Source organism: Bosea sp. OAE506, from assembly GCF_040546595.1.
Classification (GTDB): Bacteria; Pseudomonadota; Alphaproteobacteria; order Rhizobiales; family Beijerinckiaceae; genus Allobosea.
This window is the reverse complement of record NZ_JBEPOB010000001.1, coordinates 3,628,016-3,644,019: the sequence shown is the minus strand read 5'-3', so window position 1 is coordinate 3,644,019 and position 16,004 is coordinate 3,628,016. Positions and strand designations below refer to the sequence as shown.

The window sequence follows — 16,004 nt, the reverse complement described above, 5'->3', positions numbered from 1 at the left end:
ACAGCGTGACCGTGGATTTTCCATGGCCGAATGCGAGCAGAAACCAATGAAAACGACACAGCGCGGCGTTACCCTGGTTACGGGCGCTTCCTCCGGCATCGGGCTGGCCACGGCGCGAGCGCTCCGACGGGAAGGCTTCAGGGTGTTCGGGACCAGTCGGAAGCGGACAGGCGACAATTCAGACGGCATCACCATGCTGGTCTGCGACGTCACCGACGATGCCTCCGTCCAGCAGGCCGTCCACGAGGTTCAAAGCCGCGAAGGACGGATCGATCTTCTGGTCAACAACGCCGGCATCGGCTTACTCGGCGGGGCCGAGGAGTCGTCGCAGGAGCAGGTGAAAGCGCTCTTTGACGTGAATGTCTTTGGCGTCATGCGGATGACGAATGCCGTGCTGCCCATGATGAGGCGTCAGCAAATCGGGCGGATCATCAACCTAAGCTCGGTGCTTGGGCTGATACCCGCTCCCTACAATGCGCTCTATGCAGCAACGAAACACGCCGTCGAGGGCTACTCGGAATCTCTCGACCATGAAGTCCGGACGCAGGGCATCCGTGTCGTTCTCATCGAGCCCGGTGTCACCCGCACTGCCTTCGAGGAGAACATCACCCGGCCGGATCATCCGCTTCCGCTCTACGACCGCATTCGCGCCGACGCGGAGAAATTCATGCGCGAGATCGTCGACAAGGGCGATGCGCCGGAGGTGGTCGCCGAGGCGGTTGTCAGAGCCGCCAACACCCCAGCGCCCAGGAGGCGCTACACCGCAGGAAAAGCGGCGGCGCAGGTTCGTTTTGTCCGCCGCTTCCTGCCCGAGTCGTTCGTCGACAAGAGCCTGCGAAAATTCAACCGGCTCCCTGCCTGAGCCCTCATCGAGCCAATACAGCCCGCTCCCACCGCGGACGTCGTCCGCGGCCATCTCAACCTCTGACCCAAGAAGACGTCATGAAGGCCTTTATCGTCGATCGCTATCGGAAAAAGGGCGCGCTCCGGTTCGGCGAGGTGCCGCAGCCGACCTTGCGGGACAATGATATCCTGGTCGAAGTCCACGCCACCGGGCTCAATCTCCTCGATTCCAAAATCCGGGACGGCGAGTTCAAGCTCATCCTGCCGTACCGCCCGCCCTTCGTGCTGGGACATGACGTGGCGGGCAGGGTGGTCCGCGTCGGATCGAACGTCCGGCGCTTCAAGCCGGGTGACGAGATCTATGCCCGGCCGCGCGACGGCCAGGTCGGGACATTCGCGGAGTTCATCGCGGTCAACGAAGGCGACGTCGCATTGAAGCCGAGAAACCTCACCATGGAGGAAGCTGCGTCCCTTCCCTTGGTCGGGCTGACGGCCTGGCAGGTTCTGGTCGAGCGAGCCGGTCTGCGGGCAGGGCAGAAGGTGCTCATTCACGCCGGTTCTGGCGGCGTCGGGACCTTCGCCATCCAGCTTGCCAAGCATCTGGGCGCGACGGTTGCGACGACCACGAGCACGGCGAATGTCGCACTGGTCGAGGGGCTCGGAGCCGATGTCGTCATCGACTACAAGACGCAGGATTTCGAGAAACGTCTGTCGGGCTACGACGTCGTCCTCAGCAGCCTGGGCGGTGACACGCTTCAAAAATCCCTGAATGTGCTGAAGCCCGGCGGCAAGCTGATCTCAATCTCCGGCCCGCCCGACCCGCATTTTGCCAGGGAGCAGGGGCTGAACTGGCTGCTGCGGCAGGTCATGCGCGCTCTGAGCTTGGGCGTCCGGAGAAAGGCGCGGTCCGCACGGATCGACTACTCGTTTGTCTTCATGCGCGCCGACGGCGAACAATTGCGCCAGATCACGTCGCTGGTCGAAGCCGGGATCATTCGCCCCGTCATCGATCGCGTTTTTCAGTTCGAAGAGACCAACGATGCCCTGGCCTATGTCGAAACCGGACGAGCCAGGGGCAAGGTCGTCGTCAAGCTGAGGTGAGGGCGGTATCGCTAGGGCACCGGAACGGAAAATCCGACATCTCGTGGCGCGTGCTCACGCGCTCTCCAGCTCCGCGCTCAGCTCCAGCCACTCTTCCTCTGCCGCTTCGAGCGCCGCCGCGAGGTCCGCCCGCTGGCGCGACAGGGTCAGCGCCTTCTCGGGATCGCGGGCGAAGGCTGCACCATTGCCGAGCACGCCGTCGACCTTCTCGATCAGCCCGGTGAGCTTGGCGATCTTGGCCTCCGCCAGGTTCAGCTTCTGGCGCAGCGGTCCCTGCGCCATCCGCTTCGACGCCGCCTCCTTGCGCTCCTCGGTCTTCGGCTTGGTGCCTGACGCCTCGGCCGCCTTCTCGCGCCGCGCCGCCTTGGCGCCACCGAGCACGAGGCTGCGGTAATCCTCCATGTCGCCGTCGAAGTTCTTCACCGTGCCGTCGCCGACGATCCAGAGCCGGTCGGCGCAGGATTCGATCAGGAATCGGTCATGGCTGACCAGGATCACGGCGCCGGGATAGTCGTTGATCGCGTTGACCAGCGCGGTGCGGCTGTCGATGTCGAGATGATTGGTCGGCTCGTCGAGGATGAGCAGATGCGGCCCCGCGAAGGCCGCCAGTCCCAGCATCAGCCGCGCCTTCTCGCCACCCGAGAGATTCTTCACCGGCGTGTCGGCCTTGGAGGCGGGGAAGCCGATCTGCGCCGCCTTGGAGCGGACCTTCGCCTCCGGCGCGTCCGGCATCAGGTCGCGCAGATGCCCGACCGGCGTGTCCTCCATGCGCAATTCGTCGAGCTGGTGCTGGGCGAAATAGGCCGTCTCCAGCTTGGACGACTTGCGCATCGTGCCCGAAAGCGGCGCAAGCCGCCCGCCGATCAGCTTGCAGAAGGTCGACTTGCCGTTGCCGTTCGAGCCGAGCAGGGCGATCCTGTCGTCCGGCAACAGCGTCAGGTTCAGCTTGGAAAGCACCTTGCGCTCGCCATAGCCGGCGCTGGCGTCGTCGAGCACGATCATCGGCGGCGCCAGCGGCCGCTCGGGGCCGGGCAGGCTGAAGGGCTGGACATCGCGGTCGACGATGGTCGCGATCGTCTCCATCTTCTCCAGCCGCTTGACGCGGGACTGCGCCTGGCGCGCCTTGGTCGCCTTGGCCTTGAAGCGGTCGACGAAGGACTGCAGGTGCTTACGCTCCGCGTCCTGCTTCTCCTTCGCCTTGGCGAGCTGCATCTGCTTTTCGGCGCGCTGCTTGGCGAAGGACGAGTACCCGCCGCGGTAGATCGTCAGCTTGCCCTGGTCGAGATGCAGGATGTGGTCGACGCAGGTGTCGAGCAACTCGCGGTCATGGCTGACGACCAGCACGGTGTGCGGATAGCGCTCGAGATAGTCGTAGAGCCAGAGCGTGCCCTCGAGATCGAGATAGTTGGTCGGCTCGTCGAGCAGCAGCAGGTCGGGCTCCGAGAACAGCACGGCGGCGAGCGCCACCCGCATCCGCCAGCCGCCGGAGAAGTCGGAGCAGGGGCGCTGCTGCGCCGCCTCGTCGAAGCCGAGCCCGTAGAGCACGGTGGCTGCCCGCGCCGGGGCCGAGTGCGCGTCGATATCGGCCAGGCGCGTGCCGATCTCGGCGATGCGGTGGGGGTCGGTCGCGGTCTCGGATTCGGCCAGCAGGGCGGCCCGCTCCGTGTCGGCGGCGAGAACGACCTCGATCAGCGATTCCGGCCCGCCCGGCGCCTCCTGCGCGACGCCGCCGATGCGCCGTCCCTTGGGCAGGCTGATGCTGCCGCCCTCGGGCGAGAGATCGCCCGTGATCATCCGGAACAGGGTGGTCTTGCCGGTGCCATTGCGCCCGACGAGGCCGACCCGCGAGCCGTCCGGCAGCGAGGCGCTGGCATGGTCGAGCAGCAGTCGCTCGCCGAGACGATAGGTGATGTCGTTGATCGTGAGCATGACCGGCTTGTGGCGCGAAGGTCAGGCGAAGGCAATCACGAAAACGTGGCGGCTGCGGTGGCCACGGTTCCGCCATCTTCCCGCCACGGGGAGGCCGGGTGGTGGGGTCACTGAAGGTAAGACCAAGTCTCTCGATTCGAGGGTGAAGTTTCATGCATTTCGACCTGAGTGCTTCCGGCCGTCGCCGTCGCTCCGTTGCTGCGTCGATGCTGGTGATGATCTCTGCCGCCGCCGGCAGCGCGATGGCGCTTCTCGCCATCGTTCCCCATTCGTGAGCAGCGCTTTTCAGCCATCCTTAACCTGAATCGGTTGTTATCGTCCGGCATCCATTCCGTTGCGGAATCCGAGGTCGGGCAACTTGGCGAGTCTCAGAGTCAGACTACCTGCAGCCATGCTGCTGCTGGCATGCCTGGCCGTGCTTGCGGTCGGGCTTTCGGGCTATAGGGCCGTCTCGATCTGGGCCGACGAGGCGATCAGCGAGCGTCTCAGTGTTTTGGCCGAGGGGCGCGCCAAGGCGCTGGAGCGGCGCTGGAACCGTCTGCTTTCCGAATTGTCGGTGCAGGCGCACAGCGCCCATCAGGTTTCCTATCTCGATGAGATTCGCGGCTGGATGGAGCTTCCGGAGCACCGGGCGGCGATCACCGACTATTTCCAGCAGGGCGGGGCTCTGGATGCCGACGAGCGGATACGCCGCGCCGGCCTCGGCCAGAGCCATGGCTATCTCCGGCGCCATCTCGAATTCCACGGCGCCTATGTGGCCGCGCTGCAGCAGTTCGAATACGCCGATATCTTCCTCGTCGCCCCCAATGGCCGCGTCGTCTACAGCGTCACCAAGGCAGCCGAGTTCGGCCGCCTGCTGAGCGAGGAGGATCTCGCCCGGTCGGGGCTCGCCCGCGCCGTCGCTGCCGCGGCGCAGGCTGGGGACCGTGCCGTTTCGATCGACTTCGCGCCCTATGACATCGCCGGTGGGTCGCCGCGGGCCTTCGTCGCCCAGCGCTTCCTGAATCCGGCCTCGGGCCAGGCCGTCGGCACCGTGGTTCTGTCGGTGGGGCCCAGCTTCATCGAGGCGGCGCTGACGACGGTCGCTGGTACCTCGCTCGACATCGAGACCTATGTCGTCGGGGCGGACGGTTTCCTTCGGTCCAACCCGATGGCGCGGCTCTCGGGCCGCAGCCCCCGCGAAACGCTCGACCGGGCCCGGCTGACAGGCAATGGCCTGCTCAAAATGACCAGCCGCGACGGAGAGCCGCTGGTGGTGATCGGCCGGGAGGTGAAGGTCGGGGACGGATCCTGGCTGCTCTGGCTCACTAAGCCCCATCGCAAGGCCTTCGCCGTGATGGACAAGCTTGACCGGGCGATCCTGGTCAGCGGTCTGATGGTCATCGGTCCTTTGCTGCTGCTTGCCCTGCTGATGGGGCTGTCGGTCACCCGACCCATCGCGGGCCTGGCCGAGGCGCTGGCGGGAATCGCCGCCGGGCGAACGGATCTCGCCATTCCCGGCTCGCGCCGGCGCGACGAGATCGGCGCCATCGCGGCCTCGGTGGCGAAGATTCGGGAAAACCTGCTGCGCGACGAGCGCGAGCGGCTACGTGAGCGCGAAGAGCGGGAGCACGAAGCCTCCGCCCAGCGCTCGACGCTGCTCGCCGACCTCGCCAGCGACCTCGAGCGATCGGTCCTCGGTGTCACCGCCGCCGTCTCCGCGGCGGCCGAACAGCTCAGCGTGACGGCTCAGGAACTGTCGGGCGGGGCAAACCGGACCCAGGACAACGCGGTCACGGTCCATGGCGCCGCCTCGCGCGCCGTCGCCAGCATCCGCTCGATCGAGGGCGCCGCTCAGGAACTGCGCCAGGCGATCGACCGGCTCGACTCCGACGTTCAGTCCTCTGACCGCTCGGCCCGGACCGCCAAGGACCATGCCGACGCCATGGGCAGTGTCGTCGAGGGGCTCGCAGTGGGCGCAGCCCGTGTCTCCGACGTTATCGGCCTGATCTCCGACATTGCTGACCAGACCAATCTGCTCGCCCTCAATGCGACGATCGAGGCCGCCCGCGCCGGCGAGGCGGGCCGGGGCTTCGCGGTCGTCGCCTCCGAGGTGAAGGGGCTGTCCGGGCAGACGGCCCGCGCGATCGATGACATCTCCCGCCAGATCGCCACCATGAACGACGCTACCACGGCGACCGTCGAAGCCATCGGCGGCATCCGGGACATGATCGGCCGGCTGAGCGAAGTGGTGAGGCGCACGGCGGAGACGATGCGCCACCAGCACGGCGTGACTCATGCCATCGTCGAGGATGTCGGCCTCGCGACCAGCGAGTTCTCCCGCATCGGCGAGGCCACGAGCCTGGTCTCGGCAGCCTCGCAGCAGACCTCCGAGGCCGCCGCGGCGGTGTCTCGCGCTTCCGTCGAACTGACCGACCTCGCCCACCAGCTGAAGTCGCGCGTCGCGGGCTTCATCGTCCAGGTCAGGGCCGCCTGAGGCGCTCCCCCGGACGGCAGGGGGCGCTTGTCGCCGCGCGAGGCAGCGACTAACCCTTGAGCATGACCAGCTACGCACCCCGCACCGCCTTCTACACCGGCTCCTTCGACCCGGTGACCAACGGCCATGCCGATGTCATTGCAGGCGCCGCCCGGCTCTGCGACCGGGCTCGTCCTTGCCATCGGCGTGCATCCGGGCAAGACGCCGCTGCTGTCGGCCGAGCAGCGCGCCGCGCTGCTGCTGGAGATCGCGACGCCTCTGCTCGCAGCCTCCGGCGCGACCCTCGACGTCGTCACCTTCGACGACCTCGCGGTCGAGGCAGCACGCCGTGCCGGGGCCACGATCATCGTCCGTGGCCTGCGTGACGGCACCGATCTCGACTACGAGATGCAGATGGCGGGCATGAACGCGGTCATGGCGCCTGAGATCCAGACGGTCTTTCTGCCGGCCTCCGGGTCCGTGCGCCACATCACGGCCACGCTGGTGCGCCAGATCGCAGCGATGGGCGGCGATGTCTCGCCCTTCGTTCCGCCGGCGGTGCTGCCGGTGCTGGCGGAGCGCTTCGCGCGAGGCTGAGGGGCGATGCGGCCAGCCCGGCCGGGCGATTTTGGTTTGCATTTTGTGCAAAGCGATGGTGTCTGGACGAAGTGACTCGGCGGGCCTGCGCGCCCGCCATCCCCCCGATCGAGTGTCCCCGATGCGTCTCTCCCGCTACTTCCTGCCGATCCTGCGCGACACGCCCAAGGAGGCCGAGATCGTCTCGCACCGGCTGATGCTGCGCGCCGGCATGATCCGCCAGCAATCGGCCGGCATCTATTCCTGGTTGCCGCTCGGGCTGCGGGTCCTGAACAAGATCAGCGCCGTGGTGCGCGAGGAGCAGAACCGCTCGGGTGCCGTCGAGATCCTGATGCCGACCATCCAGTCGGCCGATCTCTGGCGCGAGAGCGGGCGCTACGACGCCTATGGCAAGGAGATGCTGCGCATCAAGGACCGGCACGAGCGCGACATGCTCTACGGCCCGACCAATGAGGAGATGGTGACCGAGATCGTGCGGGCTTACGTCAAGTCCTACAAGGACTTGCCGCTGAATCTCTATCACATCCAGTGGAAGTTCCGCGACGAGGTCCGCCCCCGCTTCGGCGTGATGCGCGGCCGCGAGTTCCTGATGAAGGACGCCTATTCCTTCGATCTCGACAAGGAGGCGGCCCGCCACGCCTATAACCGCATGTTCACCGCCTATCTGCGCACGTTTGCGCGGCTCGGCCTGAAGGCGATTCCGATGCGCGCCGACACCGGCCCGATCGGCGGCGATCTCAGTCACGAGTTCATCGTGCTCGCCTCCACCGGCGAGAGCGAGGTCTTCTGCCACAAGGACTATCTCGACTTCGCGACGCCGGCCGCCGACACCGATTTCGACAGCGTCGAAGGGCTCAAGGGCATCGTCGACAAGTGGACGAGCCTTTATGCGGCGACCGAGGAGATGCACGACAAGGCGGCCTTCGACGCGCTGCCGGCGGACAAGCAGGTCTCGGCGCGCGGCATCGAAGTCGGCCACATCTTCTATTTCGGCACGAAGTACTCCGAGCCGATGGGCGCGAGCGTCACCGGGCCCGACGGCCAGCAGGTGCTGCTGCATGGCGGCTCCTACGGCATCGGCCCGAGCCGCCTCGTCGCCGCGCTGATCGAGGCCGGGCATGACGAGGCGGGTATCGTCTGGCCCGAGGAGATCGCCCCCTTCGACGTGGCGGTCCTCAACCTCAAGGCGGGCGACGCCGAGACGGATGGCGCTAGCGAGCGCCTCTACCAGCACCTCCTCTCCAAGGGCTACGACGCGCTCTACGACGACACCGATGCGCGCCCCGGCGGGAAATTCGCCACGGCCGATCTGATCGGCGTGCCCTGGCAGATCATCGTCGGTCCGAAGGGGCTGGCCGAGGGCAAGGTCGAGATCAAGCGCCGCGCCGGCGGCGAGCGCGAGCTGGTCTCGCTCGAGGCCGCGCTCGACCGGTTCAAGGGCAAGGCGGCGTGAGCGTCGCCACGGACAGCGATCGTCACGACGAGGCACCGAGCGGGACGCGGCCCTTCGCCGGCTTCGAATGGCTGCTGGCGGGGCGCTATCTGCGCACGCGGCGGCGCGAGGGTTTCGTCTCCGTCATCGCCGGCTTCTCGTTCCTGGGCATCCTGCTCGGCGTCGCCACGCTGATCATCGTGATGTCGGTGATGAACGGCTTCCGCAAGGAGCTGCTGGAGAAGATCGTCGGCGTGAACGGCCACATCTTCGCGACGCCGATCGACCGCCCGCTCGACGATTACGACATCGTCTCGCAGCGCCTGCGCTCCATTCCCGGAATCCGTCTGGCGATTCCGCTGGTCGAGGGGCAGGCGCTGGCCTCGTCCCAGACCGGCAATGGCGGCGTGCTGGTCCGCGGCATCCGCGAGGCCGACATCAAGGCTATCCCCTTCATCGGCGGCAATGTCCGGCGCGGTACGCTGGACGGATTCGACACGGCAGGCGGCGTCGCCATCGGCAAGCGCCTGGCGGATTCGCTCGGGCTCCAGCCCGGCGATTCCATCAACATCATCTCGCCCAAGGGCGCCTCGACCCCGTTCGGAACGGCGCCGCGGATCAAGGCCTATCCGATCCAGGCGGTGTTCGAGATCGGCATGACCGAGTTCGACGCGTCCTTCGTCTTCATGCCGCTGGGCGAGGCGCAAGCCTATTTCAACCGCGACGGCGACGTGAACGTCATCGAGATCTTCGTCGACAACCCCGACCGGACGCAGGTGGTCCGCGATGCGATCGAGGCCGATGCGCCGCGTCCGCTCGTGCTGTCCGACTGGCGCCAGCGCAACCGCAGCTTCTTCAACGCGCTCGAGGTCGAGCGGAACGTGATGTTCATCATCCTGACGCTGATCGTGCTCGTCGCGGCGCTGAACATCGTCTCGGGCCTGATCATGCTGGTGAAGGACAAGACGGCAGACATCGCCATCATGCGCACCATGGGGGCCACCCGCGGCACCGTGATGCGCGTCTTCCTGATCACGGGGGCGGCGATCGGCGTCTTCGGCACGCTGGCGGGGCTCGCCCTCGGCGTCGTCTTCGCCAAGAACATCAAGGCGATCATGGCGGCGCTCAACTGGATCACGGGGGCCAATCTCTGGGACCCGACGGTGCGCTTCCTGAGCGACATTCCCTCCGTCATCGACTGGGGCGAGGTCACCAGCGTCGTCGTCATGGCGCTCGTGCTGTCGCTTCTGGCAACACTCTATCCGGCCTGGAAAGCGGCGCGGCTCGACCCCGTCCAGGCGCTGAGGATGGGCTGAAGACGCATGTCCGACACCACGCCCCGTGAAACCCCGGCGCTCTTCCTCTCCCAGGTCGAGCGATACTACCCCCAGGCCGACGCGCCGCTGGATATCCTGCGCAAGGCGGATTTCGCGCTCTGGCCTGGCGAGCTGGTCGCGCTTGTCGCGCCCAGCGGCACCGGCAAGTCGACTTTGCTGCACGTCGCCGGCCTGCTTGAGCGGCCCGATGGCGGCGAGGTCTTCATCGGCGGGCTGCCGACCACGAAGCTCGACGACAAGGGCCGCACGCGCCTGCGGCGGACCGAGATCGGCTTCGTCTATCAGGCGCATCACCTCCTGCCGGAATTCTCGGCGTTGGAGAACGTCGTCCTGCCGCAGCGGATCAGGGGCCTCGACAAGGCTCTGGCCGAGGAGCGGGCCGCCGAACTCCTGACCTTCATGGGGCTCGGCGAGCGGCTCGACCATCTGCCCGGCGAACTCTCAGGCGGCGAGCAGCAGCGGGTCGCGATCGGCCGCGCGGTCGCCAATACGCCGCGCCTGCTGCTGGCCGACGAACCCACCGGCAATCTCGACCCGCACACCTCGCTCCACGTCTTCCAGACGCTGGTCGCGCTGGCGCGTGCCTCGGGCCTCGCAGCGCTGATCGCGACGCATAATCTCGATCTCGCCCGCCGGATGGACCGGCAGGTGACGATCCGCGACGGGCATGTCGTGCCGCTCTGAGCGGACGGGTTCAGGCGATAGGCCGCGACGTCGCGAGAGGGCCAGGCAGGAGCAGGACGGAAATGGAACCGACGCGTCGCCATCTGCTCAGCCTGATCGGTACGGCCGCCTCAGTGCCGGTCGCCTTGCTGGGCCTGCCGGCGAGGCCGGAGGCGGCGCCCCTGCTGCCGCCTTTGCCGCCCTTGTCCGAGGTGGCGATCGCCAACATGCACAGGGCTATCGCCCGCTATGTCGCCTATGCTGACGATGCGAGCCTGCCGATCCATGTGCGGGCGGTTTTCCAGCATATGGTCGGGCTGAGGGAATGCGCGCTGGCCTTCCCGCATCCCGATGCCGTCGGCCGCTTGCAAAGGCTGGCGGAGCGCTATCCGATCCTCAGCCCCAATATCGACGGCGTCATCGCGGCGCGGTTCGAGGCGCGCAACGACTGGGATTGGAGCTACACGAAGGTCCGCCCGGATACGGCCCTCCGGGGAGGGCCCTGGCCCTGGCCTTCACCAGTGGGCGCGGCTTAGCGGCACGCCTGCCCGGGGGCACAAGCGGTGCCGTTGCAACGGCGCGTCGGGCCGGCGCTCACCGACAGGCCATTGCCGTCATTAGTAGCTGATTAACCGTTTTGGTTGTGCGGGCCCTGCAATTCACCTATCGACATTGACGAGAACAAAACAGGAACTAATCTGGACATAGCAGAAACGCAGGAGATTGCTATGACCGTAGCGCGCAGGTTGGCCGCTGGCATCGCGGAGATCGCATCGCTGGGGCTGTTCCTTGGAATGGTATGGGTCTGGGCCGCGCTGCTCTCCGCGCCCAACATCTGAATGTCCACAGAGGCGACGATCCGCGGCATGGACGCCGGAGGCTCGGCCGCTCCATAACCACCGCTGTTGGCAGCGCGCGAGTCGCCGCCGATCGGGCATGGCAGCGCAGGGCGGATGATGGCACGCGAACCGGACGACAGCCGCATTCTCTCCGAGGTCGGCTACGTCCATCTCCACGTCCATTCGAGCTATTCGCTGCTGGAAGGCGCCCTGATGGTCGGCACGCTCGCCAAGATGGCGGCGGCGGACGGCCAGCCGGCGCTGGCGCTGACCGACACCAACAACCTCTTCGGTGCGCTCGAATTCGCCGAGAAGATGACCGGCGTCGGCGTGCAGCCGATCGCGGGCGTCCAGCTCTCCCTCGATTGCGGCGACGAGACCGAAGCCGGCCGGGGCAGGGCGCTCCCGCAGGTCCCACCGCACATCGTCCTGCTGGCGATGAACGAGGCCGGCTACGGCAATCTGATGAAGCTCGTCACGCAGGCCGCGCTGGCCAGCGGCGGCAGCGGCCAGCCTGTCTCCAATCTCGATGCGCTCGCGGCCCATCACGACGGCCTGCTCGCGCTGACCGGCGGGCGGGGCGGGCCGCTCGACGTCGCGCTGCGCAACAACCAGCTGCCCCAGGCCCGTACGCGGCTGGCGACGCTGTCGGCCATCTTCGGCGACCGGCTCTATGTCGAAATCCAGCGTCACGGCAGCGACGGCGATGCGGCAGTCGAGGCCCATCTGCTGAAACTCGCCTATGAGGCGGATCTGCCGATCGTCGCCACCAACGAGCCCTTCTTCGCCAAGCCCGCCGATTACGACGCCCATGATGCGCTGCTGGCTGTGGCGGCGGGGCGCCTGGTTTCGGATGGCGAGCGCCGCCGCGTCACGCCCGAGCATTACTTCACCAGCCGCGCCGAGATGAAGCGGCGCTTCGCCGATCTGCCCGAGGCGCTATCGGCCACGGTCGAGATCGCGATGCGCTGCACCTGGCGCGTCGGCCTGCGCAAGCCGATCCTGCCGCGCTTCGGCGAGGAGGGCCGCGACGAGGCCGAGGAGTTGCAGCTCCAGGCCAAGGCCGGCCTCGCGGCCCGCATCGCCAAGCACGGGCCGGCCGAGGGCTACAGCGTCGAGGATTACGAGAAGCGGCTCGATTTCGAGCTGTCGATCATCACCCGGATGAAGTTCCCCGGCTACTTCCTGATCGTCTCGGACTTCATCAAATGGGCCAAGGACCACGACATCCCGGTCGGTCCGGGCCGTGGTTCGGGCGCAGGCTCGCTCGTCGCCTATGCGCTGACCATCACCGACGTCGATCCTTTGCGCTTCGGCCTGCTGTTCGAGCGTTTCCTCAACCCCGACCGCGTCTCGATGCCGGACTTCGACATCGACTTCTGCCAGAACCGCCGCGAAGAGGTCATCGACTACGTCAAGCATCGCTATGGCGAGGAGCGCGTCGCGCAGATCATCACCTTCGGCACGCTGCTCGCCCGCGGCGTGCTGCGCGACGTCGGTCGCGTGCTGGAGATGCCCTATGGCCAGGTCGATCGTCTGACCAAGCTCGTCCCGCAGAACCCGGCCAAGCCGATCTCGCTGAAGGACGCCATCGAAGGCGAGCCGAAGCTCCAGCAGGCGGCCGAGGAGGAGCCGATCGTCGCCCGCCTGCTCGAGATCGGCCAGAAGCTCGAGGGGCTGCACCGCCACGCCTCGACCCACGCCGCCGGCGTCGTCATTGGCGACCGCCCGCTCGAGCAGCTCGTGGCGCTCTCGGTCGATCCGCGCACCGGCATGCGCGTCACCCAGTTCAACATGAAATGGGTCGAGCAGGCCGGTCTGGTGAAGTTCGACTTCCTCGGCCTGAAGACGCTGACGACGCTGACCACAGCGGTGAAGCTCATCGCCCAGCGCAACATCACCATCGACCTCGCGAGCCTGCCCTTCAACGATCCGCCGACCTACGCGATGCTGGCCCGCGGCGAGACGGTCGGCGTGTTCCAGGTGGAATCTGCCGGCATGCGCAAGGCGTTGGTCGAGATGAAGGCCGACCGCATCGAGGATCTGATCGCGCTGGTCGCGCTCTACCGGCCGGGTCCGATGGACAACATCCCGACCTATTGCCGCCGCAAGCTGGGTCTGGAGGAGCCGAGCTATCTCCATCCGGGCATGGAGCCCTATCTCTCCGAGACGCATGGCATCATCGTCTATCAGGAGCAGGTGATGCAGGTCGCCCAGGCGCTCTCGGGCTACTCGCTCGGCGAAGCCGACCTGCTGCGCCGCGCCATGGGCAAGAAGATCAAGGCGGAGATGGACGCTCAGCGCGACCGCTTCGTGAAGGGTGCGATCGCCAACGGCATCAAGCCGGAGACGGCCTCCGAGATTTTCGATCTGCTGGCGAAGTTCGCCGACTACGGCTTCAACAAGAGCCATGCGGCGGCCTATGCCGTCGTCGCCTTCCAGACCGCCTATCTCAAGGCCAATTACCCGGTCGAGTTCCTGGCGGCGTCGATGACGCTCGACATGGGCAACACCGACAAGCTCTCGGAATTCCGCCGCGATGCCGAGCGGCTTGGCATCAAGGTGCTGCCGCCGGCGATCAACCGCTCCGGTGTCGAGTTCGACGTGCATGAGGGCGCGATCCACTACGCGCTCGGCGCCATCAAGGGCGTCGGTCGCGTCGCGGTGGAATCGGTCGTGGTCGCGCGGGCGGCCGGTGGACCCTTCCGCGACCTCGCCGACTTCGCCCGCCGCATCGACACCAAGCTCGTCAACCGCCGCACCATCGAGGCCCTGATCGCGGCCGGCGCGCTCGACGCGCTCGAGCCCGAGCGGGCCCGCGCCATGGCGGCCATCGATGGCATGCTGGCGCTGTCGAACCGCACCCGCGAGGCCGCGCTCGGCGGCCAGTCCGAACTCTTCGGCGGCGGCTCGGTCCAGGAGGCCTTCCGCATCCCGCCGGTCGAGCCCTGGGCTCCGGCCGAGCGTCTGAAGCGCGAGCACGACGCGGTCGGCTTCTTCCTGTCGGGCCATCCGCTCGACGATTACGAGCATGTGCTGAAGCGGCTGCGGGTGCAGCGTTTCGCCGATTTCGCCCAGACCGTGCGCGCCAACGGCACGGGCGTCGCCAAGGTCGCTGTTTCGGTGATCGACCGCTCCGAACGGCGCACCAAATCCGGTTCCAAGATGGGCATCGTCAACCTCTCTGACCCGAGCGGCCAGTTCGAGGCGATCCTGTTCTCGGAGGCGCTGCAGCGCTATCGCGACCTGCTGGAGCCGGGCAGGGCGCTGGTGCTGCGCCTGTCTGCCGTGCTCGACGGTGAGGATGTCCGCCCGCGCATCGAGGATGTCGAGGTGCTCGACGATCTCGCTGCGCGCCAGAAGCAGGACCTGCTGGTCTATCTGCGCGACGACAAGGCACTGGCCTCGATCGCCGAACGCGTCCGCCCGCGCAGCGACGGCATCAAGGCCGACGGCAAGATCGCCCTGGTGATGATCCTCAACGACGGCGCCCAGGAGGTCGAGATCGAGCTGCCCGGCCGCTATCCGGTGAACCAGCAGATCGCCAACGCTGTCAGGGCGGCACCCGGCGTGGTCAGCGTTGAACTGAGGTAGCAAGCCCCCGTGTCGCGCTCCCAGCGCCTGCTCGACCTGGTTCAGGTGCTGCGCCGGCACCGCAGGCCGGTCAGTGGGCGCCGGCTCGCCGAGGAGACCGGCGTCAGCATTCGCACGCTCTACCGGGACATCGCGACGCTGCAGGGGCAGGGAGCCCCGATCGAGGGTGAGCCCGGCCTGGGCTATGTGCTCAAGCCGGGCTTCATGCTGCCGCCCCTGATGTTCACGGAAGACGAGATCGAGGCGCTCGTCCTGGGTTCGCGCTGGGTCGCCGAACGCAGCGATGACCGCCTGGGTGCAGCCGCAGCCGATGCCATCGCCAAAATCGTGGCGGTGCTTCCCGCCGATCTCCGCGAGAAGGCCGATGCATCGGCGCTGTTGGTCGGGCCGGGCCGATCGATCGTCGAGGCGCAGATCGATCTTGGGCTCGTGCGCCAGGCCATCCGCTCCGAACGCAAGCTCACCATCGCCTATCGCGATGCTGGCGGCATGCTGTCGGAGCGCGTGATCTGGCCCTTTGCGCTGGGCTTTTTTGATCAGGTGCGTGTCGTGGTCGCCTGGTGCGAGCTGCGGCAGGGCTTCCGTCATTTTCGCGCCGACCGGATCGCAGGCCTGACGACAATGGACCTCCGCTATCCGCGTCGCAGGACGGCTCTTCTGAAGGCGTGGCGCGAGAGCGAGGGGATTGCGCCTCCGGCTTAAGTCCCACTGCCGGAAATTGGCAGCATCTGCATCTAGCGTCGGGTGCATCCAACAACAGGAGAGCCCGATGCTGAACGCTGATTTCATACTGCTCTATGTCGACAGCCCTTCAGCCAGCGCCCGCTTTTACGCAGATCTGATCGGCAGCGCGCCGCTGGAGGAATCGCCGACCTTCGCCATGGCCGCGCTTCCGTCGGGCATCATGCTTGGATTGTGGTCGCGTCATACGGTCGAACCCGCCGCAACGGCCGGGGCAGGCGGCGCCGAGATCGCGATGACGGTTGCGGACGCCGCCGCGGTTGATGCCCTTCACCTCGACTGGCAGGCGCGCGGTCTGGCGATCCTGCAGGCGCCGACCGATCTCGATTTCGGGCGGACCTTCGTGGCCCTCGACCCCGACGGGCACCGGCTGCGGGTTTTCGCTCCCGGGCAGGGTTGACGGGACAGGGCGACGAAGAGCGCCGAAACGCGCGCGCCGGGCTTGTGCGGACCAGCCGGCAATGCATTCTGGC

12 protein-coding genes and 1 pseudogene are annotated in these 16,004 nt (G+C 67.1%); 12 read left to right on the top strand and 1 reads right to left on the bottom strand.

Annotation, left to right across the window (positions count from 1 at the left end; genetic code table 11):
* The first annotated feature begins 46 nt into the window (after positions 1–46).
* Complete coding sequence (locus tag ABIE41_RS17685; RefSeq protein WP_192642846.1) at positions 47–862, top strand: oxidoreductase; 816 nt, start codon at positions 47–49, stop codon at positions 860–862.
* Between the two features lie 80 nt (positions 863–942).
* Positions 943–1,944, top strand: a complete 1,002-nt coding sequence (locus tag ABIE41_RS17680; protein ID WP_192641606.1) for an NADP-dependent oxidoreductase — start codon at positions 943–945, stop codon at positions 1,942–1,944.
* A 54-nt stretch (positions 1,945–1,998) separates the two neighbouring features.
* On the opposite strand, the gene ABIE41_RS17675 is transcribed toward ABIE41_RS17680, so the two are convergent.
* Positions 1,999–3,873 (bottom strand): ABC-F family ATP-binding cassette domain-containing protein, encoded by a 1,875-nt coding sequence (locus tag ABIE41_RS17675; RefSeq protein WP_192641605.1) that lies wholly within the window; start codon positions 3,871–3,873, stop codon positions 1,999–2,001.
* Positions 3,874–4,025: 152 nt separating this feature from the next.
* On the opposite strand from ABIE41_RS17675, the gene ABIE41_RS17670 reads away from it, so the two are divergent.
* The 10 genes and pseudogenes from ABIE41_RS17670 (at position 4,026) to ABIE41_RS17625 (ending at position 15,931) form a co-directional block, all read left to right on the top strand.
* Entirely contained in the window at positions 4,026–4,148 is a 123-nt protein-coding gene (locus tag ABIE41_RS17670) for a hypothetical protein (RefSeq protein ID WP_354192670.1), read from the top strand.
* A gap of 116 nt (positions 4,149–4,264) precedes the next feature.
* Positions 4,265–6,349, top strand: coding sequence for a methyl-accepting chemotaxis protein (locus tag ABIE41_RS17665; RefSeq protein WP_192641604.1), 2,085 nt, complete (start codon positions 4,265–4,267; stop codon positions 6,347–6,349).
* Positions 6,350–6,411: 62 nt separating this feature from the next.
* Positions 6,412–6,925: pseudogene (gene coaD / locus ABIE41_RS17660) on the top strand (pantetheine-phosphate adenylyltransferase).
* A gap of 121 nt (positions 6,926–7,046) precedes the next feature.
* Complete coding sequence (gene proS, locus ABIE41_RS17655; RefSeq protein WP_192641603.1) at positions 7,047–8,378, top strand: proline--tRNA ligase; 1,332 nt, start codon at positions 7,047–7,049, stop codon at positions 8,376–8,378.
* Positions 8,375–9,673, top strand: a complete 1,299-nt coding sequence (locus tag ABIE41_RS17650; RefSeq protein WP_192641602.1) for a lipoprotein-releasing ABC transporter permease subunit — start codon at positions 8,375–8,377, stop codon at positions 9,671–9,673. The genes proS and ABIE41_RS17650 overlap by 4 nt, the downstream gene beginning before the upstream one ends.
* Before the next feature lie 6 nt (positions 9,674–9,679).
* Positions 9,680–10,378 (top strand): ABC transporter ATP-binding protein, encoded by a 699-nt coding sequence (locus ABIE41_RS17645; RefSeq protein WP_192641601.1) that lies wholly within the window; start codon positions 9,680–9,682, stop codon positions 10,376–10,378.
* 62 nt (positions 10,379–10,440) lie between these two features.
* On the top strand, positions 10,441–10,893 hold the full coding sequence (locus ABIE41_RS17640; protein WP_192641600.1) for a hypothetical protein: 453 nt from the start codon (positions 10,441–10,443) through the stop codon (positions 10,891–10,893).
* A gap of 417 nt (positions 10,894–11,310) precedes the next feature.
* Complete coding sequence (dnaE, locus tag ABIE41_RS17635) at positions 11,311–14,790, top strand: DNA polymerase III subunit alpha (protein WP_354192666.1); 3,480 nt, start codon at positions 11,311–11,313, stop codon at positions 14,788–14,790.
* Between the two features lie 9 nt (positions 14,791–14,799).
* Positions 14,800–15,492, top strand: a complete 693-nt coding sequence (locus tag ABIE41_RS17630; RefSeq protein WP_192641598.1) for a helix-turn-helix transcriptional regulator — start codon at positions 14,800–14,802, stop codon at positions 15,490–15,492.
* Between the two features lie 67 nt (positions 15,493–15,559).
* Complete coding sequence (locus ABIE41_RS17625; RefSeq protein ID WP_192641597.1) at positions 15,560–15,931, top strand: VOC family protein; 372 nt, start codon at positions 15,560–15,562, stop codon at positions 15,929–15,931.
* Positions 15,932–16,004 lie beyond the last annotated feature (73 nt).